Origin of the sequence: Gilliamella sp. Fer4-1 (assembly GCF_001690515.1) — a bacterium.
Taxonomy (GTDB): Bacteria; Pseudomonadota; Gammaproteobacteria; order Enterobacterales; family Orbaceae; genus Gilliamella; species Gilliamella apicola_C.
On record NZ_LZGZ01000204.1, the window covers coordinates 18,380 to 41,071 of the forward strand.

Below are 22,692 nucleotides of genomic sequence, written 5' to 3' on the forward strand. Positions count from 1 at the left end.
TCTTCTGTTTTTTGTAAATAAATACAGGTGATAAGGTATTATCTTTAATAATTTAATTCATTTAATATAAACAATATTGTGAGCAAAACTATGAAATACGCATTAGGACCAGTGCTTTATTATTGGCCTAAAACCACAACAGAAGCGTTCTATTACGCCGCTAGAGAGAGTCAAGCGGATATTATTTATATGGGCGAAACAGTATGTACCAAACGCCGTGAAATGAAAGTTGCCAATTGGATTGAACTGGCAAAAGAAATTGCTAAATCGGGTAAACAAGTAGTGCTTTCAACCCTAGCATTACTTGAAGCGCCATCAGAATTAAACGATTTACGACAATTAGTTAATAACGGCGATTTTTTAGTCGAAGCAAATGATTTAGCTGCCATTAATATTGCGCAAGAGCATAAATTACCATTTGTTGCAGGCCCTGCTATTAACTGTTATAACGCATTAACTTTAAAATTATTACAAAAACAAGGGATGGTGCGTTGGTGTATGCCAGTTGAGCTTTCTCGTGACTGGTTAACCAATGTACTTAATCAATTTGAAAATTTAAATATTAAGCGAAATTTTGAAGTTGAAATATTCAGTTATGGTTATTTACCTTTAGCTTATTCAGCGCGTTGTTTTACCGCTAGATCAGAAGACAAGCCTAAAGATAAATGTGAAACATGTTGCATTAATTATCCCGCTGGGCGTGAAGTGTTCTCGCAAGAACAGCAAAAAGTATTTGTGTTAAACGGTATTCAGACTCAAAGTGGTTATTGTTATAACTTAGGCAATAATCTTAAAGAGATGAAAGGATTAGTGGATATTGTTAGAATTTCACCACTTGGTCTTGAAACGCTCGATATTGTCAAACGGTTCAAAGCTAATGAAGATGGATTAAATCCGCTACAAATTGAACATAAACGAGATTGTAATGGTTACTGGAATGGTATTGCCGGACTTGAACTTACCCAATAAGCATTTTGTGCCTGAGCAATTTAGGGCGGATTTTCCTGCGCTTAATAGTGAAAGTGTCTATCTTGATTCGGCAGCAACCGCACTTAAACCACAAGTGATGGTTGATGCAACGCTTGCCTACTATTTAGAAAATACCGCAACAGCCCAGCGTAGTTTGTATAATACCGCACTGCAAGTCACCGCAACGATTGATAAAGCAAGACAAAATGTTGCTAATTTAATTCACGCTCAAAGTAGCACTGAAATTATTTGGACTCGTGGTGCGACTGAGTCATTTAATTTAATTGCGCAAAGTTACGCTCGTCCGTTACTACAATCTGGCGATGAAATTATTGTGAGCGAGTTGGAGCATCATAGCAATTTATTGCCTTGGTTGATTGTTGCGGAGCAAACAGGCGCTAAAGTCATTCAATGGTCGTCAGATGTTAATGAGCTATCTTTATTAATGTCTGCTAAAACAAGAATTGTTGCAATAACGCAAATGTCGAATGTAACGGGTTTTTGCCCTGATTTAGCTACAATTAGCCACATTGTTCATCAACATAATGCGGTTTTAGTTGTTGATGGTGCGCAAGGCATTGTTCATCATGCGCTTGATGTCCAGCAATTAAATATCGATTTTTATGCTTTTTCAGCCCATAAATTGTATGGACCAACGGGTCTTGGTGTTTTATATGGTAAAAAGTCCTTACTTGAACAAATGTCGGTTTGGCATGGTGGCGGAAAAATGCTAAAAAGCGCTTCATTTGATGATTTTATTCCTGAAGATCTTCCCTATAAATTTGAAGCAGGCACACCCAATATTGCTGGCATTCTTGGCTTTAACGCAACACTTGAATGGTTAAAAAGTTGGGATAATAAGCAGCAAGCAGAAAACTACACAAAGCGACTCGCTGACTACGCAAAATCACAACTAAACCAATTTGCGGATATTCAATTTTATAGTGTGGATAGTAGCCCGATTATTACGTTTAATATCAATGAGATTCATCATAATGATATTGCTATCTTATTAAGTGAACAAAATATTGCGATCCGCACTGGTGAGCTTTGTGCCCAGCCTTTGATGAATAAATTAGGATGCCACGGAGCGGTTCGTGTTTCATTGATGCCATATAATAATCAGCAAGATGTGGATAAATTTATTTCAGAGTTGCAAAATGCAATTGAAATATTAGTGTGATTTTATACTGAAACGTATAGTTTCCTGAAACTTTTTTACAAGCAGTTAACCGTAAATAGGTCAATATTATGCTATCACAGCAAAGCTTAACCGAATTATTTGCAAAGCAACGTACTTGGCAAGATCGTTATCGACAATTAGTAATGCTAGCAAAGCAATTACCTGATTTCCCTGAAAATGAAAAAACTGAGCAGAACCAAGTCCACGGATGCGAAAACCGTGTATGGCTAACTTATCAAAAACAACAAGATAATAAGTATATTTTTCAAGGTGATAGTGAGGGAAGGATCGTCAAAGGCTTGTTGGCCATTTTAATCATCATTGCCAATCACAAAACAGCACAAGAAATTGCAGCTATCGATTTTCAATCCCTATTAAGTCAGTTAAAAATTTCTGATGAGCTAAGCCAATCACGTTTGCAAGGGCTTGCTAAATTAATTGAGCGCATAAAATCGGTTGCATAAAAAAGGGGCTAATGCGCCCCCTGTCTTTTATATAGTTACCGTTAATTTTCGGTATAAGTGTAAAGTGTGATGACTTTTTTTACACCACTGACTTTACTTGCAATTTCAGCTGCTGCTTTACCTTCTTCTGGGGTAGCCATTCCAATTAAAAACACTTCGCTGTTTTCGGTTACCACTTTAATTTTGCGAGCTTTTGTTTTAGCATCTAAAACTAACCGAGATTTAACTTGAGTTGTTATCCAAGTATCATTAGTAATAGTTACTGCCCCAACGGGCTCCCCAATACGAATTTGGTTATAAACTTTTTTTACTCCGTCAACTTGATAAGCAAGCTTTTCTGCTTGTTCAACTTGTTGACTATTTGCTTGTCCAACCAAAAGGATATTACCACCATAAGCACTCGAAACAATACGCGAACCAATAAACAAAGGTCCATGGTCTTTAATTTTTATCCCCATACGTGAACTGAGCGTTGTATCATCAACTTGGGTACCAGTAGTGCGAGGATCAGAGGCAACTTTTGCCGTAGCCCCTGCACCAATTCCTATAACAGCAGCAACGCAGCCTTGCAATATTAATGTGCAAGAGATTAACATTGCCATTATGGCGATCTTTTTCATTATAGCTCCTTATGATTTATTGCTCTGTAATAATCAAATTCTAATAGATTGTTTGTATTATGCCTTGTAGATATTGATTTGCAAATAATTTTATGATTTATGCTAGCTTATAGCAGTATTTCTATTTTATGAAACTATATCATAAATTTCTGTTTGAATTTCAAGTGTTATTTTAGTGTGAAATCTGCTATCTTTGTATAATAAATAAAATAAATCAGATGATTGGAATAAAAATATGAATCAAGATTGTGTCGATTGGCTGTATGGTTTATCTGCACCAATGGTTGTAATAAACATAGAAAATGGAGCAAGTTATACTTCGCCATTTTTTTATCCAGATCGAGATTTTGTTGATATGAAAGAGAGTTGGGGGATTGATTCCCGTGAAACTTTACTTAACTGTGTGTTCGACATGGTTGATGATGGGCACGCTTCAGCATTGTCTAAATATTATTTGATGTATTCTCGACTTTTCGAAGTTGATTGGTATGATCATTATCAAGAACAAGATGACTATCAAAAAGTTTTGCTTGATTTTGTCAAACAAACCTTTCCTGTGTGTGGTACTGCAGGTATCCGTAGTTGGGATTATGCTCGAATGGGATATATCTTACGAAATGGTACTACTAATAAATATATCACCGAACAAGAGGCCTTATGGATTCTTTCTCGAATAGGGCTCCGTTGTCAATATTATTATAGAAACTGGCACCATTACTTTACAGGCTGGTTTGTTGGTTATCAATATTGGATATCACTCAATAGCAAAGAAGACTTAGAAACATTACGCTGTGAATTGACTCGAGCATCACGCGCTCATACCATGGCAAATTTACATGAAGATAAAGATGCCCCACATAATCATTTACCTTGGTATATTAATATTGAAGAACTAGAAAAACCAGAGTCACTAATGGAGTATGATTGGTCATGAATGAAAATATTTGGCAACTGTTAGGCATTGAAAAAACAACCGATCAAGCGGCTATTCGTCAAGCATATCGAGCACAATTACCTTCATATCACCCTGAAACTGATTCCGATGGTTTTAAAGCATTACGCGAAGCCTATGAGTCAGCAATAAAATATGCACAATCGCCCGAAATAATGGTCGATGAACCTAAGTCTGAATCAGAACAACAAGAAGTATCAGTATCCTTAACAGAAGAACAGCTTAAAGCCAATGAAATTTGTGAGGCTTATCAAACATTGTTAGATGATCCTCAACGTTGTTTTAATGTTAACGAGTGGCAAAAATTTATTGGTTCATTTTATGACTACTCAATGGCAGTTATTGATTCTGTAAAATGGCGATTGTTAGAAATAAGTTATGAATCAAAAAATATATCAGAGTCATGTGTCAAACTATTAGCCGATAGTTTACGTTGGCGGCAACAGCTAATGATCCAATTTGCCGATGATTTTGAAAAGTATGATAGTTATTTAAATCATATTGATCGTGGTGATTTGTTCAATTACACCTATTTACCGACAACAAGTAAAACACTGCAAAATGTAACTATCGATTATATGTACTATACTAGGTGGTTATTTTGGGAGCGTAGATCTGGGGATATTTATGCATTCTTATCACAAGATACGGTAATTTATCTTCCTGATGATAAAAATTTTATGCTTAAATTTTCCTATTGGCATTGTATAGCTAATATAAAAAATCAAGCTATTTTGGATTATGCTTTAAAATGTATTGCCCAAAATGATCAAGATGAAAATATCATTATCGAATGGAAATATATTGCCGCCATTCAATATACGCTACTTGATAATAAACAAGAGTCCTTACAATCTTGGCTAGATCTTTATAGTTCAGGTCATTATCAAGATAAAGCAGCCAGCTGGATAGCTGGTTGGTGCGAATATTATAATAAAGATTATTTCCCATTATTAATCATGGCTCTTAATAATTCTTACTGTATTGCTATAGATAACACTGAAAATTATTTAAATGCAATACCTCAGCTAACAGCAACAACTGTTTCACGATTAGCGGAACTAGATGCTAGCGATTATTCCCCTGAAATAGCCAATTTTATTGACTGGGCTTTAAATGTAAATTGGAATTATAGACAAGTTTTATCCATGCTGTTACTTGATGACGGTACCAATCGATTGTATCGCTTATATCGCCATGCCATCATGCTTCGCCACGGTAATGAAAGATTATTGCAAGAAATCCTTGATGAACGCAGCGATGATCCATTTGAACAATTTATTTTGCAAAATTTACAACGGCAAGCACGACAAAACCTAACATGGTTATCAGAACTACCGCCCGTACAAGAGTTTAAAGCTTGGCTATATGATAGTGATGAAAATACGCCTATCCCAGCTAAATTTGATCCTAACTCTGAAGATAATCATTGTTTTTATTGTCGTTTATGGCTAGATAGGCTTGATTATTTGCCGTTTGTTGCCATATTTCATCTTTATAATAATTTAGAGTATTCATATATGGAAATGTATGATTGGGTAGCTTTTCTTACAATACGAATACCTTACAAACTACCTGCTCCACCAGATGCTTCTATCTGTTCAAGTAATAAAAATGCCTATTGGCAATGGTATCGTAATTGTTTATTAGTTATATCAATTGCCAGCCAGCCTTTTGCAACGGCCAAATATCTTCAAACTGAGAATAATACATTCCAACTACCGAATGACAATTTGCTATCTCCTCTTATTAATATTTTTAAACAAGGAAACTGGCAAAATGAAACAGAGTTATATAATCTGATTAACAATGACAGTAAGTTAATTAATTGCATCTTAATAAATTATCCAAATTCAATTGAATCGTATATTGATGATACACCTGATAGCATTGATTTTAAGGAAATTGAGCAAAAACTTGAACAAGTATGGCAACCTAAATTAGCAAAACAAAACCCTCTCTACTTGATTATTTTATACAACATAGTATTTTATAAACCCGATCAAAAAACAAAATTAGATCAGATGTTGAAAAGTGTTACTGGTGATAATAAAGAGTTAATAGAAACAGCAAAAAATCTAAAAAAGAGTTGGATTGCACCATTTTTTGATCGCAGTATGAAATACAATTATACCAAACAAACTGATGAAATAATGATACTTACTAAACGTTTGTCTAGCTATTACGGTATATACGATGAAGATGAACTTGAAGTGTTATACAATTTTAAAAACAACAGTGACAATGATTTAGTCTTACGGCTTTGTGCAGCATTACTTATAGCAAAAAATCATGAAAATCAACAAAAACTGGAATCACAGCCATTACCTAAAAATAAATGGTGGCAGTTTTGGCGTTGGAAAGGACGAACTAATATAAAAGGTTTTATTATACAATTATGTTGTAGCTTCATTGTGTTAGGATTGATGATCGTACTTAACAGTAATTCTGAATTGAATAGTCCTACTTTTTCTATGATTTGTTATTCTATTGCTGTAACCAACATGATTTTTGCTTTAAAACGACGTTTTAATGATATTGATAGAGGAGAACCTGTGACCCAAATGTTGGCTTCTCTCTTATTTTTTATGCCATTTTTGGGTTCCGGCATCAAACACACTAACCGTTTTGGACCACCAGTGGAAAAAACACCCAAAGAAAAGGAAAAGTAAACAAAATAAAGTCCTCTTTTTTATCTCTAAAAAAGAGGACTTTTTATATTTTTAAAATTTTATTGGCTATCGATTCAGATCTTTTAGATTAGATTCAATTTCACAACGAATTTTGTTAATTTCTTCAGAATTTTGTCTATTTAATACCTCCATAAAAACTTCGATATATGATCCAATTAATAGACGTTCATCACCCAATGATTGTGCCCATGCACGTTCCAGCCTTGCTAATAAAGTACGATTCGGCATTTCGTCGCGAGGGTGAATTTTAAGTGCTTTTAAGCGATCATGACTGTCTTGTTTTTGTTTGTCTGTTAATCCAATTGGACTATGATCAATCACTTTGCCATGTTGTTTGCCTGTCTCAAGTAAAACCACATCAACTTCTAATAAGCCATTTAGATCATAACTAAAGCGAACATCAATCCCTTGTGTTTTTTCCATTGGCGTTAGAGGCACTTCAAACTCATCAATTAAAACATTGTTTTCAACGCGTGGATTTTCACCTTGATAAACCGAAATACATATCACTTTTTGCTGAGGGTGAGTTGTGTAAAATGTTTTTACTTTCGAAGTTGGTACAATAGTATTACGTTCAAGAATGGGTGAAAATAACCCACTGACATTATTTGAACAACTTTCAATCCCAAGAGTATAAGGACACACGTCGGTGAGAATGACTTCTTCTACATCTTTATTACGCAATCGGCAAGCAGCTTGAACAGCGGCACCTTGAGCGACAATTGTAGTTGGGTTTATATGACGATATGGTAATTTTCCAAATAATTTAGTAACCAATTCGCGCACCACTCCAAGTTGTGATGAACCGCCAACTAATACAATATGCTCTAGCTGATTAGGCTTTAAACGTGCATCATTTAACGCTTGTTCGACCGGTGCTCGTAAACGATTAAGTAACGGTAACCAGATCATTTTAGCTCGGCTTTCATTGAGTGCAAATTGCCACTGCTTATCTTGCCAAAACCACGTCAAATTATGCATCTGTTCACCATTTAATTTGCATTTTAATTGCTCTGCCAAATCTAACAATCGAGCATAATCATCTGCTGGAATATCTTGTTGTTTAAGATTCCACTCACTTAAGCAAGCTTTAACAAGCTCTTGGGTAAAATCTTCACCACCTAAATAGTTATCACCTGCCGAAGCATGCACTTCAATAATTGGCATCGAATATTCAAGCACAGTCACATCAAACGTGCCACCACCTAAGTCAAATACTAAAGTATTACCTGATTGTTCTTCGTGTAATCCGTATGCCATAGCAGCTGCTGTTGGTTCATTGATTAAACGCACAGCATTTAATCCCGCTAACTCAGCAGCAAAGCGAGTCTGCTTGCGCTGCTCATCATTAAAATAAGCAGGCACCGAAATGACAACATCACGAATTTCTTGCTTTAAAAATACTTCTGCATCCGCTTTAAGTGATTTTAAAACCATCGCTGAAATTTCGGTTGGCGTAAACTTTTTGTCGCCTAATTCAAAAACTTTGTTTGAACCTAAAAAGCGTTTAAAAGCGGCTGCACTACGATTGGGATGCGTGGTTAAACGAGACAATGCCGCATGTCCGACTAGAATAGAATCGTCTTCGTCAACACTAACTGCAGATGGTGTAACAACTTCACCAATTGAATTAGGAATAAGGAATGGTTTTCCATCTTGCCAAACACAAATTAAACTATTTGTCGTACCTAAATCAATACCTATCGGGTAACTCATAACCCCTCTGAATAATATAATAATTTCCTATTGTTTAGATTATATACTAGTGATCACTTGAATTGCAAAAATGATGTTAAAAACCGGTAAAAACAGTCTATGAATGTTCTTTAAAGATAACGAGTTTATTCGTTAATTTCGATAATTTGACTAACCAGTTTTCCTTTCTTTAATCTTGTGACGATAAATTCCCCAACAGTCACCTGCTCACAGCAACGAACCACTGTGTTATTTTGGTTTATGGTGACAGAATAACCTCGCTCAAGTGTAGCAAGTGGGCTAACATTATTGAGTTGCGAAGTTTGTAACACAAATTGATGCTGTGACTTTGTTAATTTCTGATCAATTAAATTAATGAGTTGCTGCTGTTTTTGTCGAACCAATTGCCCTAAATAGGTGATGTTATTTTGTGGCGATACTCGTAATAATCGTCTATCTAAAAAATTATAGCGATTTGACTGCTTGAAAAAATATTGCTGAATATTTTCATATAATGAATGACGATAGGTTAAAAGTTGATTCAATTGTTTTTCTAATTTTGTTTGTGGATGTTGAGTCTGCAATAGATGATGCCATTTATTGAGTTTTTCTCGACACTGCATTAAATAATAATCCATTGCCATGGATAGATGCTGTTCTTTTGCTTGAATGCGTTTTATCTGATCTAAATTATCATGACTTACTAACTCGGCAGCAGCAGATGGTGTAGCCGCTCTGACATCAGCCACAAAATCTGCAATGGTAAAATCAATTTCATGTCCAACCGCACTAACCGTCGGTATTTTGCTTGAAAAAATGGCTCTTGCTACTATTTCTTCATTAAATGACCATAAGTCTTCAAGCGAACCTCCGCCTCGCCCAATAATTAACACATCACATTCTTGCCGAATATTGGCAATTTGAATCATCTTAGCAATTTGTCCCGCGGCCTCATTGCCTTGTACTTGAGTTGGGTAGATGATTAAATGTAAGCTAGGATCACGGCGCTTTAATATCTGGCAAATATCATGTAGCGCAGCACCCGTTGATGAAGTGATAATGCCAATGGTACGAATATTTTCAGGCAGTGGCTGTTTATACATGGGATCAAATAAACCTTCGTCTGACAGTTTTTGTTTTAACTGCTCAAACTTTTGCTGTAGTAATCCTGCTCCTGCGGGTTGAATTTTATCAATAACTAATTGATACTCACCACGAGCTTCATACAGTGTAACTGTTGCTCGAACTAAAACTTGCTGTCCATTTTGTGGTGTAAAGCCAGCACGGAAATTACTATTGCGAAACATTGCACAGCGCACCTGTGCACTGTCGTCTTTTAATGAGAAATACCAATGGCCCGACGATGGACGAGAAAAGTTTGAGATTTCGCCTATCAACCAAACTTGGCCAATAGCATCACAAAGCAACTCTTTCACCATTTGATTGAGATCTTTAATCGATAAAATTGAACTACCTTGCATGCTATTATCCTTATGGTAACTATATTTATGGTTATGCTAAATCAAATTGAGCCCAAATTGGTGCATGATCAGATGGTTTTTCCATCGCTCTAATATCATAATCAATACCTGTTTGCAGGTAGTAATTCATCATTTTTTTGCTAGCTAAAATCAAATCGATACGTAGCCCAATATGGGTATCAAAACCTTTAGAACGATAATCAAACCAAGAATATGTTTTTTCTTTTGGATAAGCATTACGGTAAGTATCAGTAAAACCAAGTGACATTAAATTTTTTATCCATTCACGCTCTTCTGGCAAAAATGAACATTTACCTGTACGTAACCAACGTTTTCGGTTTTCTTCGGTAAGACCTATATCTAAATCGGTTGGGCAAATATTCATATCCCCCATTATTAATGATAATTGGCTATTTAATTGTTGCTGTTCGATATAAGTTATTAGATCTTGATAGAATTTACGCTTAGCAGGATATTTTATTTCATGATGTAAACTTTCACCTTGCGGAAAATAACCATTAATTACCATCAAATTGCCTTGGCTAGTTGGTAACTCAGCAATAATCAAACGGCATTGTGCGTCTTCGTTATCGGTTGGAAAACCACACTGTACTGAAATGGGTTTTTGTTTAGTTAACAATGCCACACCATAGTGACTTTTTTGCCCGTGATAATGTAAGTGATAACCAAACTGAGCAAGCTCTTCAACGGGAAATTGGTCATTATGTACTTTGGTTTCTTGAAGACCAATAATATCTGGTTGGTGGATATCAATAATTGCCGCTAGCTGATGAATTCGGGCTCGAAGGCTGTTAATATTAAAAGAGATGACTTTCATGATTATTTTATTGTGTTACATTTAATGTTGTAGTTGCCCCATCCTACCAAAAATACGTTATACTGTTAAGCTATTACATAAAGAGTTGTCATTTGTGATAAAAGGAATAGCCGAATATGTCTACGGAATTAACTGCCTTGCGCGATAAAATTGATGAAGTTGATAAATCAATTTTATCATTAATTACCAAACGATTAGCATTAGTTACCGAAGTTGGTGAAGTAAAAAGTAAACATGGTATTCCTATTTATGATCCTAAACGTGAAGCAGAGATGCTAAATAAAAGGAGACAAGAAGCTGAAAATGCGGGTATACCTCCCGCATTAATTGAAGATATTTTACGTCGTTTGATGCGTGAATCGTATATTAGCGAAAATGACAAAGGTTTCAAAAAAGTTTATACAGGCCAAGGTTCTATAGTCATTGTTGGTGGTAATGGACAAATGGGGCGGTTGTTTGCTCGGTTATTTACATTATCAGGCTACCAAGTTAAACCGTTAGGCTCTAAAACTATGCATCAAGCTACTGAAATAGTTGCTGATGCTGCTGCGGTTATTGTCACAGTGCCAATAAATAAAACTTGTGAAATCATAAAGCAATTACCGCAATTGCCAACAGATTGTATCTTAACGGATTTTACTTCTATCAAAGCTAAACCACTTGAAACAATGCTAGAAAAGCATCAAGGACCTGTTGTCGGATTGCATCCTATGTTTGGCCCTGATGTGCCTAATTTAGCCAAACAAATCATCGTTTATTGTGAAGGTCGCGAACCTACTAAGTATCAATGGTTAATTGAGCAAATGCGTATATGGGGTGCTAATTTATGCGCTATTGATGCCAAAGAGCATGATAAATGCATGTCGTTCATTCAAGCATTACGCCATTTTACCTCTTTTTCATACGGCGTAAATTTACAACGTGAACAGGCTGATTTAGAGCAACTAATTGCACTATCATCTCCTATCTATCGGCTTGAGCTGATGATGGTTGGACGGTTGTTTGCTCAAGATCCGGCTCTTTATGCCGATATCATTATGGCATCAGATGATAATATCGAATTAATCAAGCGCTATTACGAGCGCTTTGGGCAAATGGTGAGATTAATTGAACAACGTAATAAAACTAAATTTATTGATAATTTTAATGAAGTCACCGCCTGGTTTGGCAATTATGCAGAACGCTTTATCAAAGAGAGCCAAGTATTATTAAAATTTGCCAATGATAGTCGAGAATAGCTTTATACTGAAACGTATATTTTATTGAGTTTTTTTACAACTTGGGATATGCGTTTTATCAAAAAATAATCGCATACAACTTTAAAGTAAAGTATAGTTAATTAAATGTTGTCCAAAATAACAAATATTAGTGTAAGGGAACAAAATGTCTAATCGGAAATATTTTGGTACAGATGGGATCCGCGGTAAAGTTGGAATGTATCCTATCACACCAGATTTTGCGCTCAAATTAGGCTGGGCAGCGGGTCGTGTGCTTGCCAAAGATGGGGTGAAAAAAGTATTAATCGGTAAAGATACTCGCATTTCAGGCTATATGCTTGAGTCAGCACTGGAAGCAGGTTTTGCCTCCGCTGGCGTTGCCGCTGCTTTTACAGGCCCTATGCCAACCCCCGCCATAGCCTATTTAACTCGTACTTTTCGGGCTGATGCTGGGGTGGTCATTTCTGCTTCACATAACCCTTTTTATGATAATGGTATTAAGTTCTTTTCAGCCGAAGGGAAAAAGCTTGATGATGCTATTGAATTAGAAATTGAGGCTGAGCTTGAAAAAGAGATCGATTGTGTAGAATCAAAACAACTTGGTCGAGCAAGCCGTATCACCGATGCAGCGGGACGCTATATCGAATTTTGTAAAAGCACATTCGATCATGATTTAAGTCTAGCTACATTAAAAATTGTTGTCGATTGCGCTAATGGTGCGACTTACCACATCGCTCCTAAAGTATTACGAGAGCTTGGCGCGCAAGTGATCAAAATTGGTTGTGAACCTGATGGTGTTAATATCAATGAAAACTGTGGTGCAACTGACGTTAAGGCACTCGCTAAATGTGTTATTGATGAAAAAGCAGATTTAGGCTTTGCATTAGATGGTGATGGCGATCGTATCATCATGGTTGATCATAAAGGACGCAAAATTGATGGTGATCAAATTATTTACATCATTGCTCGCGAGGCACTGAGACAAGGTCAACTCAAAGGTGGAGTTGTTGGCACATTAATGAGCAATATGGGGCTTGAAATTGCACTTAGAAATCTTGGAATTCCTTTTGTCCGAGCCAAAGTGGGTGATCGTTATGTGCTTGAAAAATTAGTAGAAAAAAACTGGCGCTTAGGTGCTGAAAATTCAGGTCATGTGTTATTATTAGATAAAACCACTACCGGTGATGGTATCGTTGCGGGCTTACAAGTACTAGCGGCAATGGTGCGTAATGATATGTCATTAGCTGATTTATGCAGTGGCATGACAATGCTACCGCAAGTCTTAATTAATATCCATTTTTCAGGCAAAGAAGATCCACTAAATAGCAATGTAGTAAAATCAGCTATTGAACAAGCAGAAAAACAGCTTGGCAATCATGGGCGAGTTTTGCTCCGTAAATCGGGTACAGAACCACTTATTCGCGTCATGGTTGAGGGAAACAATGAAATGGAAGCACAAAAATTAGCAGAAACTATTGCCATAGCGGTTAAAAATTAAAAATAGCCTCATTTATGCCCATTAATTAAGCCATTGATTGAACAATATTTGGTTTAAAATAATGGGTAAAGTTGCGCATATTTACACAAAATTAGTAAAAAGTGTCTAAATTTTTAATTTCGTTAATCAAAGGTTGACTTAATATAGGTAATTGGGTTTAAAATAGTGGCTTCAATTATTACAACGATTGCTTATACCTTTTCTTGGTAAATAAGCAGTATTCTTTGTTTTTAGAAATAAGTAAGAGGGTTATATGTCTGTTTCCTCTCCAGCTTCACCACAAGCTTACATCAAGCATCATCTTGAGAACTTGCAAGTAGGTTCGGGTTTTTGGACCTTAAACCTTGACTCACTGTTCTTTTCAATTCTACTTGGTGTAATCTTTTTATGGATTTTTCACCGCGTTGCTAAAAAAGCAACTAGTGGAGTGCCAAGTAAATTACAATGTGCTGTTGAGATGATTTTTGAATTTGTAAACAATACCGTTAAAGATATGTTCACAGGTCAAAATAAACTCATTGCACCGTTAGCTTTAACAGTGTTTATTTGGGTTTTTTTAATGAATTTTATGGATCTTATCCCGGTTGACTTTCTACCTTATGCAGGCCAATACCTAGGTCTATCACATTTAAGGGTTGTTCCAACAGCTGATGTTAGCATCACTATGTCAATGTCTTTAGGCGTGTTTGCCCTTATTATTATTTATTCTATTAAATATAAAGGGATTAGTGGTTTCATTAAAGAATATACACTTCACCCTTTCAATCACTGGGCATTTGCGCCTATTAATTTAGTGCTTGAATTAGTTAGCCTTTTAGCTAAACCTGTTTCTTTAGGACTTCGACTTTTCGGAAATATGTATGCTGGTGAACTTATCTTCATCTTAATTGCTGCATTATTACCTTGGTGGTCACAGTGGGTATTGTCATTACCTTGGGCCATCTTCCATATTTTAATTATTACATTACAAGCATTTATTTTTATGGTGTTGACGATCGTTTATTTAGCTATGGCGTCGGCAACGGAAGATCATTAATTTTAATATTTTTTTGATAATAAACTGGAGTATATAATGGATATTAGTATGTTATTTGTAGCCGCAGGTATAATGATGGGATTAGCTGCAATTGGTGGTGCAGTTGGTATTGGTTTATTAGGTGGTAAATTTTTAGAAGGTGCTGCTCGCCAACCAGAATTAATGCCTATGTTACGTACTCAATTCTTTATCGTTATGGGCTTAGTTGATGCGATCCCAATGATTTGTGTGGGTATTGCGCTTTATGTTATTTTTGCTGTCGCTGGCTAATAAAAATTTAAGAGGAATCGTGTCATGAATATGAACGCAACGCTCCTCGGCCAAGCAATTACATTTGTATTGTTTGTTTGGTTCTGTATGAAGTTTGTTTGGCCTCCAGTTATTGGCGCAATTGAAAAGCGTCAAAAAGAGATAGCCGAAGGACTTGCTTCAGCAGAAACAGCAAAAAAAGATTTGGAATTAGCCAAAGCAAATACAACTGACATAATGCAACAGGCTAAGGTTGAGGCCAATGCAATTATTGAGCAAGCAAACAAACGCAAAGCAGCCATTCTTGAAGAAGCAAAGCAAGAAGCTTCTCGTGAAAAAGAACGAATTGTTGCTCAAGGGCTTGCCGAAGTAGAGGCCGAACGCAAACGAGCTAAAGAAGAGCTCAAACAACAAGTCGCTACACTCGCTATTGCTGGTGCAGAAAAAATTATTCAACGTTCTGTTAATGAAGCCGCAAATAGCGACATCATTGATAAACTCGTAGCTGAACTATAAGGAGATATGAGCAATGGCTGACTTAATTACGATTGCTCGCCCTTATGCTAAAGCCGCTTTCGAGTTTGCGGTAGAAAAAAACAGCATCGAATCATGGCATAAAATGCTAGTGTTGACATCAGAAGTAAGCAAAGATGCTCAAATAAAGAGTGTTTTAACATCTGACATGAAAGCCGATTCGGTGGCTAATTTACTCATCAATATCTGCAAAGATGTGTTAGATGAGTTTAGCACTAACTTTATTAAGATTATGGCTGAAAACAAACGGTTATCACTTCTTCCCGAAGTACTAACTTTGTTTGAGCAATATTGTTTAGAGAAAGATGCCCAAGCAGATGTAGATGTGATTTCTGCTAGTGAGCTAACCAATGAACAACTTAATAAGATTTCTGTCGCTGTCGAAAAACGTTTATCACGAAAAGTAAAACTAAAATGTCACATAGATAAATCGCTCATTTCTGGTTTTATTATTCGTACGGGCGATATGGTTATTGATAGTAGTATCAGAGGGCGTTTAAATCGTTTAAATGACGCTCTACAGTCTTAAGGGGACTGATAATGCAGCTAAATTCAACTGAAATAAGTGAACTAATTAAAGAGCGGATAGCTCAGTTCAATATTGTGAGTGATGCTCACAATGAAGGAACTATCATATCTGTAAGTGATGGTATCCTTCGAATCCATGGACTAACTGATGTAATGCAAGGTGAAATGATTGCATTACCAGGAGGTCGCTATGCAATGGCTCTCAACCTTGAAAGAGACTCTGTCGGTGCAGTGGTCATGGGACCATACGAAGATTTGTCTGAAGGAATGAAAGTCCAATGTACTGGTCGTATATTACAAGTACCGGTCGGTGAAGGTTTATTAGGTCGCGTTATTAACACATTAGGTGAGCCAATTGATGGTAAAGGTTCACTTCAACATGATGGATTTTCACCAGTTGAAGTTGTTGCCCCTGGTGTTATCGATCGTAAATCCGTTGATCAAGCATTACAAACTGGCTATAAAGCCGTTGACTCAATGATTCCAATTGGCCGAGGTCAGCGTGAACTTATCATCGGTGACCGTCAAACCGGTAAAACAGCACTTGCTGTTGATGCGATCATCAACCAACGTGACTCTGGCGTAAAATGTATCTATGTCGCTATTGGACAAAAACAATCAACTATTGCCAATGTTGTGCGTAAACTTGAAGAACATGGTGCATTAAAAAATACGATTGTTGTTGTTGCCTCTGCATCTGAATCAGCAGCATTACAATATTTAGCACCATATGCAGGTTGTGCAATGGGCGAATACTTTCGCGATCGTGGTCAAGATGCATTAATTGTTTATGATGATTTATCTAAACAAGCGGTTGCTTACCGTCAAATTTCGTTATTACTTCGTCGCCCACCTGGACGTGAAGCTTACCCTGGTGATGTATTTTATCTTCACTCGCGTTTACTTGAACGTGCTGCGCGTGTCAACGAAGCCTATGTTGAAGAGTACACTAAAGGCGAAGTTAAAGGTAAAACAGGTTCTTTAACTGCATTACCAATTATTGAAACTCAAGCTGGTGACGTTTCAGCATTCGTACCAACTAACGTAATTTCGATTACTGATGGTCAGATATTCCTTGAAACTAGCCTATTTAACTCAGGAATTCGCCCAGCGGTTAACCCAGGAATTTCAGTTTCACGTGTAGGTGGTGCAGCGCAAACTAAGATAATGAAAAAATTATCAGGTGGTATCCGTACTGCGCTTGCACAATATCGTGAATTAGCTGCGTTCTCACAGTTTGCATCTGACTTAGATGAAGCAACAAGAAATCAATTAAGCCACGGTGAAAAAGTAACCGAATTGTTAAAACAAAAGCAATACTCGCCAATGACTGTTGCTGAACAATCAATTGTACTTTATGCCGCTGAGCGTGGTTATTTAGAAGATGTTGAACTTGCTAAAGTGTTACCATTTGAAACCGCACTACTTGCTTATGCTCATAGTCAATATGGCGATTTTGTTAAACAAATTGATGAGACCGGTAATTACAATGATGAGATTGAAAGTAAGCTAAAAGCATTACTTGAAAGCTTTAAATCAACTCAAACTTGGTAAGGGTGGGGTAAAAAATGGCTAATGCAAAAGAAATTAGAACCAAAATTGCCAGTATCCAAAGTACGCAAAAGATCACTAAAGCGATGGAAATGGTTGCTAACTCTAAAATGCGTAAAACGCAAGATAGAATGGCCGCTAGCCGACCATATGCAGAGATGATCCGTGAAGTAATTGGACATTTAGCGTTAGCTCAGATAGGCGCCAAACATCCTTATTTAGAACAAAGAGATGTAAAGCGAATTGGCTACCTTATCATTTCAACCGATCGTGGTTTATGTGGTGGTTTAAATATCAACCTTTTTAAAAGTGTTATTGCCGATATGTCAGCATGGCAAGAAAAAGGGGTGGAAACTGATGTTGCTTTAATTGGCTCTCGAGGTGTTTCATTTTTTTCATCATTGAAAACAAACATCTTAACCCAAGTCACTAACTTGGGAGACGAGCCAACTTTATCCAATTTAATTGGTCCGGTAAAAACAATGCTTGAGGCATATGACAGCGGTAAAATTGATAAATTATATATTGTTACCAATAAATTTATTAATACGATGTCGCAAAAGCCAACAATACAGCAATTATTACCATTACCACCATCAGAAGATAAAGAGCTCAAAGCTTCATCATGGGATTATATTTATGAGCCTGACGCTAAATCACTATTAGATGTGATTTTACGTCGCTATATTGAATCACAAGTCTACCAAGCAGTGGTTGATAATTTAGCGAGTGAACAAGCAGCAAGAATGGTAGCCATGAAAGCGGCAACAGATAACGGTGCAAACCTAATTAATGAATTGCAAATTGTGTATAACAAAGCGCGCCAAGGTGCGATTACTAATGAATTGATTGATATTGTATCCGGTGCAGCCGCGGTTTCAGGTTAGTGCTAAATATTGGCTTATAGTTAAGAAAAAGACGTAGAGGATTAAAAATGGCTACTGGAAAGATTGTCCAGATCATCGGTGCGGTGGTTGATGTCGAATTCCCCGAAGATGCAGTACCAAAGGTATATGACGCATTAGAAGTGGAAACAGGCACTGAAAAATTAGTTCTGGAAGTTCAACAACAATTAGGTGGTGGCGTTGTTTGTTGTATTGCGATGGGATCATCTGATGGTTTAAGACGTGGACTTAAAGTGGTAAACACTGGTCACGGCATTGAAGTACCAGTGGGGACTAAAACACTGGGGCGTATCATGAACGTACTTGGTGATCCGGTTGATAAAGCAGGTCCAATTGGGGAAGAAGAGCGTTGGGCTATCCACCGCGCAGCACCGACTTATGAAGAACTTGCGAACTCAACTGAATTACTTGAAACAGGTATTAAAGTTATTGATTTAATTTGCCCATTTGCTAAAGGGGGTAAAGTGGGTCTATTCGGTGGTGCTGGTGTGGGTAAAACCGTTAATATGATGGAGTTAATCCGTAACATCGCTATCGAACACTCTGGTTACTCAGTATTTACAGGTGTAGGTGAACGTACTCGTGAAGGTAATGACTTTTATCACGAAATGAAAGAATCAAACGTGCTTGATAAAGTATCGTTAGTTTATGGTCAGATGAATGAGCCACCAGGAAACCGTTTGCGCGTTGCGTTAACTGGTTTAACCATGGCAGAAAAATTCCGCGATGAAGGTAAAGATGTATTATTATTCATTGATAATATTTATCGTTATACCTTAGCTGGTACCGAAGTATCTGCATTATTAGGTCGTATGCCATCGGCTGTAGGTTATCAACCGACATTAGCCGAAGAAATGGGCTTACTACAAGAGCGTATCACTTCAACTAAAACTGGTTCAATTACTTCAATCCAAGCTGTATATGTACCAGCAGATGACTTGACTGACCCATCACCAGCAACAACATTTGCTCACTTAGATGCAACAATCGTATTGAGCCGACAAATCGCCTCATTAGGTATCTATCCAGCGGTGGATCCATTGGATTCAACCAGCCGTCAATTAGATCCTTTAGTGGTTGGTCAAGAGCACTATGATTGTGCCCGTGGTGTTCAATCGATTTTACAACGTTATCAAGAATTAAAAGATATTATTGCGATTCTTGGCATGGACGAGTTATCAGAAGAAGATAAATTAATTGTTGCTCGTGCGCGTAAGATTCAACGCTTCTTATCTCAACCATTCTTTGTTGCAGAAGTATTTACTGGTTCACCAGGTAAATATGTACCATTGAAAGATACGATAAGTGCATTTACGGGTATCATGAAAGGCGATTATGACCATATACCAGAACAAGCGTTCTATATGGTTGGTTCAATTGATGAAGCGATTGAGAAAGCAAAATCTCTCTAGGAGATTCATTGAGCAGATCGTATTAACGGAGATAGTAATATGGCACTAACTTCCTATCAATTAGAAGTTGTTAGTGCTGAATCTCACCTATTTTCAGGTGATGTTCAGCGAATCAGAGTAACTGGTCAAGAAGGCGAGCTCGGGATTTATCCTGGTCATACACCTTTACTCACAACAATAAAACCGGGTATGGTTGGTATTGTGAAAACGAATGGCGAAGAAGAGTTTATCTATCTGTCTGGTGGTATTTTAGAAGTTCAACCTAACATCGTAACCATCTTAGCAGATACTGCTATTCGCGGTGAAGACTTAGATGAAGCAAGAGCACAAGAAGCGGTAAGGCAAGCGCAGGAACATATTAATCACCTAAGTGATGATGTGTCATTTGCTCAAGCATCTGCCGAACTATCTAAGGCATTAGCAAAAATTCGTGTTATTGAATTAACTCGCCGTGTCGGCCAATAATTTGCTTTTTATGTTGTAGTGCACGAAAAAGGTTACTGGATAGAATTGCTGAGTAACCTTTTTAATTTTAGCGTTCCAAATGTTAAGCGTTAGTTTTCTTTCAATACTCTTCAGTATTATTTTCTTATTAAATTGATACTGAAACCTACATTTTTCTAAAACTTTTTAATAGAAAACTCGCAATAACTTAAAATTTCTTTTTTATTTAAATATAGGAAAATTAGGGTTATACCTACTACTTAGCTGTTTTCGTAAAGTAACAAGGGTAGTTATTCAATAGTTTTTGAAACAAAGTAAACTACACCCAATCCAGCAGAGCAAGAATCATAAATATCATTTTCATTAGCCTCTACAGCGTCATTTTTCATTATGGCTTGATAACTGTTACCATCATCATCATAGAAAACAAAATGATAAACTTGTGTATATATATACTGTTTTTTTATTGTAGTACTTGTATTTTTCTTCTTTTCTGAAGCCAATAAGGTGACTTTGGTTTTGGACGGATCTAAATTTCCCATATCAACGATACCAGCATATTGCATCTGCCTTAGTGCATCGTTCATAAACTGATTTGAACAATTAGGTACTTTAGCAAAAGAGATAGCTGGTAATATTAGCCCAATAATTAAAATAATTTTTTTCATGTTATAACCTTAATTTTGTTTTCCTTATTCTGTATAGCTAACTTGTAAAGCTACAGTATCAATTCATTAAATAAATTTTGAAATCTTTGGCAATCTGATCCATTAATCAAAATAATCAATTTGGCGTTTTGATACTAAATAACTATCAACTTCACCTATTGAGCAGTCTTTATTAGAAGCTTCACTTTTGGTGATAACTTCATAAGCTTTATTTTTATTATCATAAAAAACAAAATGGTAAATTTGCGTATATAAATCCTTACTTTTCTGTTCAGATGCTAAAAGGGTTATTCTCAATTTTGATTGATTCAAGTTTTCAATCTCCACTATATTACTATTTTTCAACCACTCCTTAGCCTTATCCAAAGCGCGAGTATGGCAATCTGGCCCTTTAGCAAAAGATAGCATTGGGCATAATATTAACAATATTACTAAAGAAAGCTTTTTCATATAATTACCTTAAGTTATTCTTTTTTTAACTTATATTATTTTTATCATTGACTAAAAACACGCTAAAATGCCAAATTTACTTGCCTATTATTAGATAAGCTACTAATGAACTTGGCTTTTGGATATTAGATATTTATTCACATCACTGATTGAACATTCTTCATATGATGCTTGGCTTTTGGTAATAACTTGGTAGCTATTACCATGTGTATCATAAAAAACAAAGTTATATATTTGCGTATACACCCCTTTTTTTATTTCTTCTGATACCAACTGTGTTATTTTGGTTTTAGATTCATCTAACTTTCGAATATCTACTATGTTCTCGTTCTTCATCCAAGCCAAAGTCATATTCATCGGCCAAGAATAACAATTAGGTCCTTTAGCAAAAGAGGCTAATGGGCACAACATTAACAATATTAGTATAGAAAACTTTTTCATCTTATTACCTCAATTCATTCATTTCTTATCTTTGGCAGAATATAACCACCTAATAATTTAACAATCGTTCGATTGATAACTGGCTAATAAGTTTTTGCCCATGCCCAACTTACCTCTTCAATTAAACTTATTGTTTTCATATAATTATTCAATTTAATTATTTTATAGTGAGTTAGCTTATCATAAACGTGTATTGTTAATACACTATTTGTTATATTAATCCTCGCCCTAAAACGGATAAATACCACCGCTATGATATCAATAAAAAAGGGGGACAAGAGCTTCATATTTGGCCTTCTGGTTTAGATAAACAAGTCAAAGAAATTGATGATAAAAAAGGCTAAGCCAATGAAAATTATTAAGCTAGTTGTTATATTGTTGGTTAATTTTATAGGGGGATTACTAAGTTATCGATAGTGTTATCACTTTATCAGGAAACACGGTACACCTGAGTCTTATTATTTACTATTTTATGGTTTGTGTTATTGCTGTTTTATTATTATTTCAATCGTTATATTAAATAAAACGACCATCAGGTTTAGTTTTTTGTGGGATGATTGTTGGTATTTTAATAAGTTTTATCTTATGAATTACCTGTCCATTCATTGTGGAAAATTATCATAGATCATCAGCCCTGAATGTAGATATTATTATAATCTATCTATTTATACCATCAGCTATTACCCTTAATTTCGCCATATTTCCAGTAAACTTATTGTGTTGTCATTACTCAATTGTTTGGATTGAAAAAATATATAATAAAATTATTCATATGATTAGGTCATCTTAAACCGTATAGAGACAACCAATACGGTATGTCCATTCAAATCAAGTTCTGGTACAATAAAAATAAGTCAGAAAACC

The 22,692-nt window shown here is 36.1% G+C and carries 22 protein-coding genes; 15 read left to right on the top strand and 7 right to left on the bottom strand.

What is annotated here, in order from left to right; translation table 11 throughout:
• The first annotated feature begins 90 nt into the window (after window positions 1–90).
• The 3 genes from A9G30_RS07285 to csdE all read left to right on the top strand — a co-directional run bounded on the left by A9G30_RS07285 (window position 91) and on the right by csdE (window position 2,616).
• Window positions 91–969, top strand: coding sequence for a U32 family peptidase (locus A9G30_RS07285; RefSeq protein ID WP_065583254.1), 879 nt, complete (start codon window positions 91–93; stop codon window positions 967–969).
• Entirely contained in the window at window positions 926–2,152 is a 1,227-nt protein-coding gene (gene csdA / locus A9G30_RS07290; protein WP_255305750.1) for a cysteine desulfurase CsdA, read from the top strand. The genes A9G30_RS07285 and csdA overlap by 44 nt, the downstream gene beginning before the upstream one ends.
• Window positions 2,153–2,220: 68 nt before the next feature.
• The gene (gene csdE, locus A9G30_RS07295) at window positions 2,221–2,616 is read left to right on the top strand and encodes a cysteine desulfurase sulfur acceptor subunit CsdE (RefSeq protein ID WP_065583252.1); all 396 of its coding nucleotides are present in this window, start codon (window positions 2,221–2,223) and stop codon (window positions 2,614–2,616) included.
• A 41-nt stretch (window positions 2,617–2,657) separates the two neighbouring features.
• Here the strand turns inward: csdE and dolP are convergent, their stop codons facing one another.
• The gene (dolP, locus tag A9G30_RS07300) at window positions 2,658–3,236 is read right to left on the bottom strand and encodes a division/outer membrane stress-associated lipid-binding lipoprotein (RefSeq protein WP_065588529.1); all 579 of its coding nucleotides are present in this window, start codon (window positions 3,234–3,236) and stop codon (window positions 2,658–2,660) included.
• Window positions 3,237–3,471: 235 nt separating this feature from the next.
• Here dolP and A9G30_RS07305 point away from each other — a divergent pair, with 235 nt between their 5' ends.
• Entirely contained in the window at window positions 3,472–4,170 is a 699-nt protein-coding gene (locus A9G30_RS07305) for a DUF1266 domain-containing protein (RefSeq protein ID WP_065588530.1), read from the top strand.
• Window positions 4,167–6,860, top strand: a complete 2,694-nt coding sequence (locus A9G30_RS07310; RefSeq protein ID WP_065588531.1) for a hypothetical protein — start codon at window positions 4,167–4,169, stop codon at window positions 6,858–6,860. The genes A9G30_RS07305 and A9G30_RS07310 overlap by 4 nt, the downstream gene beginning before the upstream one ends.
• 66 nt (window positions 6,861–6,926) lie before the next feature.
• Here the strand turns inward: A9G30_RS07310 and A9G30_RS07315 are convergent, their stop codons facing one another.
• From A9G30_RS07315 to xthA, 3 genes are all read right to left on the bottom strand, one after another.
• Window positions 6,927–8,597, bottom strand: coding sequence for a molecular chaperone HscC (locus tag A9G30_RS07315; RefSeq protein ID WP_065588532.1), 1,671 nt, complete (start codon window positions 8,595–8,597; stop codon window positions 6,927–6,929).
• Between the two features lie 125 nt (window positions 8,598–8,722).
• A complete protein-coding gene (gene xseA, locus A9G30_RS07320) occupies window positions 8,723–10,057 on the bottom strand; it encodes an exodeoxyribonuclease VII large subunit (RefSeq protein ID WP_065588533.1) in 1,335 nt (444 codons plus the stop codon).
• 31 nt (window positions 10,058–10,088) lie between these two features.
• Window positions 10,089–10,895: an exodeoxyribonuclease III gene (xthA, locus tag A9G30_RS07325; protein WP_065588534.1), complete on the bottom strand. Its 807-nt coding sequence runs from the start codon at window positions 10,893–10,895 to the stop codon at window positions 10,089–10,091.
• Between the two features lie 116 nt (window positions 10,896–11,011).
• Here xthA and tyrA point away from each other — a divergent pair, with 116 nt between their 5' ends.
• The 10 genes from tyrA to A9G30_RS07375 all read left to right on the top strand — a co-directional run bounded on the left by tyrA (window position 11,012) and on the right by A9G30_RS07375 (window position 20,290).
• Window positions 11,012–12,133 (top strand): bifunctional chorismate mutase/prephenate dehydrogenase, encoded by a 1,122-nt coding sequence (gene tyrA / locus A9G30_RS07330; RefSeq protein WP_065588535.1) that lies wholly within the window; start codon window positions 11,012–11,014, stop codon window positions 12,131–12,133.
• Window positions 12,134–12,278: 145 nt separating this feature from the next.
• Window positions 12,279–13,610 (top strand): phosphoglucosamine mutase, encoded by a 1,332-nt coding sequence (gene glmM, locus A9G30_RS07335; RefSeq protein ID WP_065583244.1) that lies wholly within the window; start codon window positions 12,279–12,281, stop codon window positions 13,608–13,610.
• A 253-nt stretch (window positions 13,611–13,863) separates the two neighbouring features.
• A complete protein-coding gene (gene atpB, locus A9G30_RS07340; protein WP_065583243.1) occupies window positions 13,864–14,646 on the top strand; it encodes a F0F1 ATP synthase subunit A in 783 nt (260 codons plus the stop codon).
• A 36-nt stretch (window positions 14,647–14,682) separates the two neighbouring features.
• Entirely contained in the window at window positions 14,683–14,916 is a 234-nt protein-coding gene (gene atpE, locus A9G30_RS07345) for a F0F1 ATP synthase subunit C (RefSeq protein WP_442902731.1), read from the top strand.
• Between the two features lie 24 nt (window positions 14,917–14,940).
• Window positions 14,941–15,411, top strand: coding sequence for a F0F1 ATP synthase subunit B (atpF, locus tag A9G30_RS07350; protein WP_065588536.1), 471 nt, complete (start codon window positions 14,941–14,943; stop codon window positions 15,409–15,411).
• Between the two features lie 13 nt (window positions 15,412–15,424).
• A complete protein-coding gene (atpH, locus tag A9G30_RS07355; protein WP_065583242.1) occupies window positions 15,425–15,958 on the top strand; it encodes a F0F1 ATP synthase subunit delta in 534 nt (177 codons plus the stop codon).
• Between the two features lie 11 nt (window positions 15,959–15,969).
• Window positions 15,970–17,511, top strand: a complete 1,542-nt coding sequence (gene atpA, locus A9G30_RS07360) for a F0F1 ATP synthase subunit alpha (RefSeq protein WP_065588537.1) — start codon at window positions 15,970–15,972, stop codon at window positions 17,509–17,511.
• Between the two features lie 14 nt (window positions 17,512–17,525).
• On the top strand, window positions 17,526–18,395 hold the full coding sequence (atpG, locus tag A9G30_RS07365; RefSeq protein ID WP_065583240.1) for a F0F1 ATP synthase subunit gamma: 870 nt from the start codon (window positions 17,526–17,528) through the stop codon (window positions 18,393–18,395).
• A gap of 47 nt (window positions 18,396–18,442) precedes the next feature.
• Entirely contained in the window at window positions 18,443–19,825 is a 1,383-nt protein-coding gene (gene atpD / locus A9G30_RS07370) for a F0F1 ATP synthase subunit beta (RefSeq protein WP_065583239.1), read from the top strand.
• Window positions 19,826–19,864: 39 nt separating this feature from the next.
• Window positions 19,865–20,290: a F0F1 ATP synthase subunit epsilon gene (locus A9G30_RS07375; RefSeq protein ID WP_065568359.1), complete on the top strand. Its 426-nt coding sequence runs from the start codon at window positions 19,865–19,867 to the stop codon at window positions 20,288–20,290.
• Between the two features lie 269 nt (window positions 20,291–20,559).
• Here A9G30_RS07375 and A9G30_RS07380 read toward each other — a convergent pair whose 3' ends face one another.
• The 3 genes from A9G30_RS07380 to A9G30_RS07390 all read right to left on the bottom strand — a co-directional run bounded on the left by A9G30_RS07380 (window position 20,560) and on the right by A9G30_RS07390 (window position 21,828).
• Window positions 20,560–20,937 (bottom strand): hypothetical protein, encoded by a 378-nt coding sequence (locus A9G30_RS07380; RefSeq protein ID WP_065588538.1) that lies wholly within the window; start codon window positions 20,935–20,937, stop codon window positions 20,560–20,562.
• 102 nt (window positions 20,938–21,039) lie between these two features.
• Window positions 21,040–21,387 carry a hypothetical protein gene (locus A9G30_RS07385; RefSeq protein WP_065579508.1) on the bottom strand — a complete coding sequence of 116 codons (348 nt, stop codon included), beginning with the start codon at window positions 21,385–21,387 and terminating at the stop codon, window positions 21,040–21,042.
• A gap of 102 nt (window positions 21,388–21,489) precedes the next feature.
• Window positions 21,490–21,828 (bottom strand): hypothetical protein, encoded by a 339-nt coding sequence (locus A9G30_RS07390; RefSeq protein WP_065568362.1) that lies wholly within the window; start codon window positions 21,826–21,828, stop codon window positions 21,490–21,492.
• Window positions 21,829–22,692: the final 864 nt, after the last annotated feature.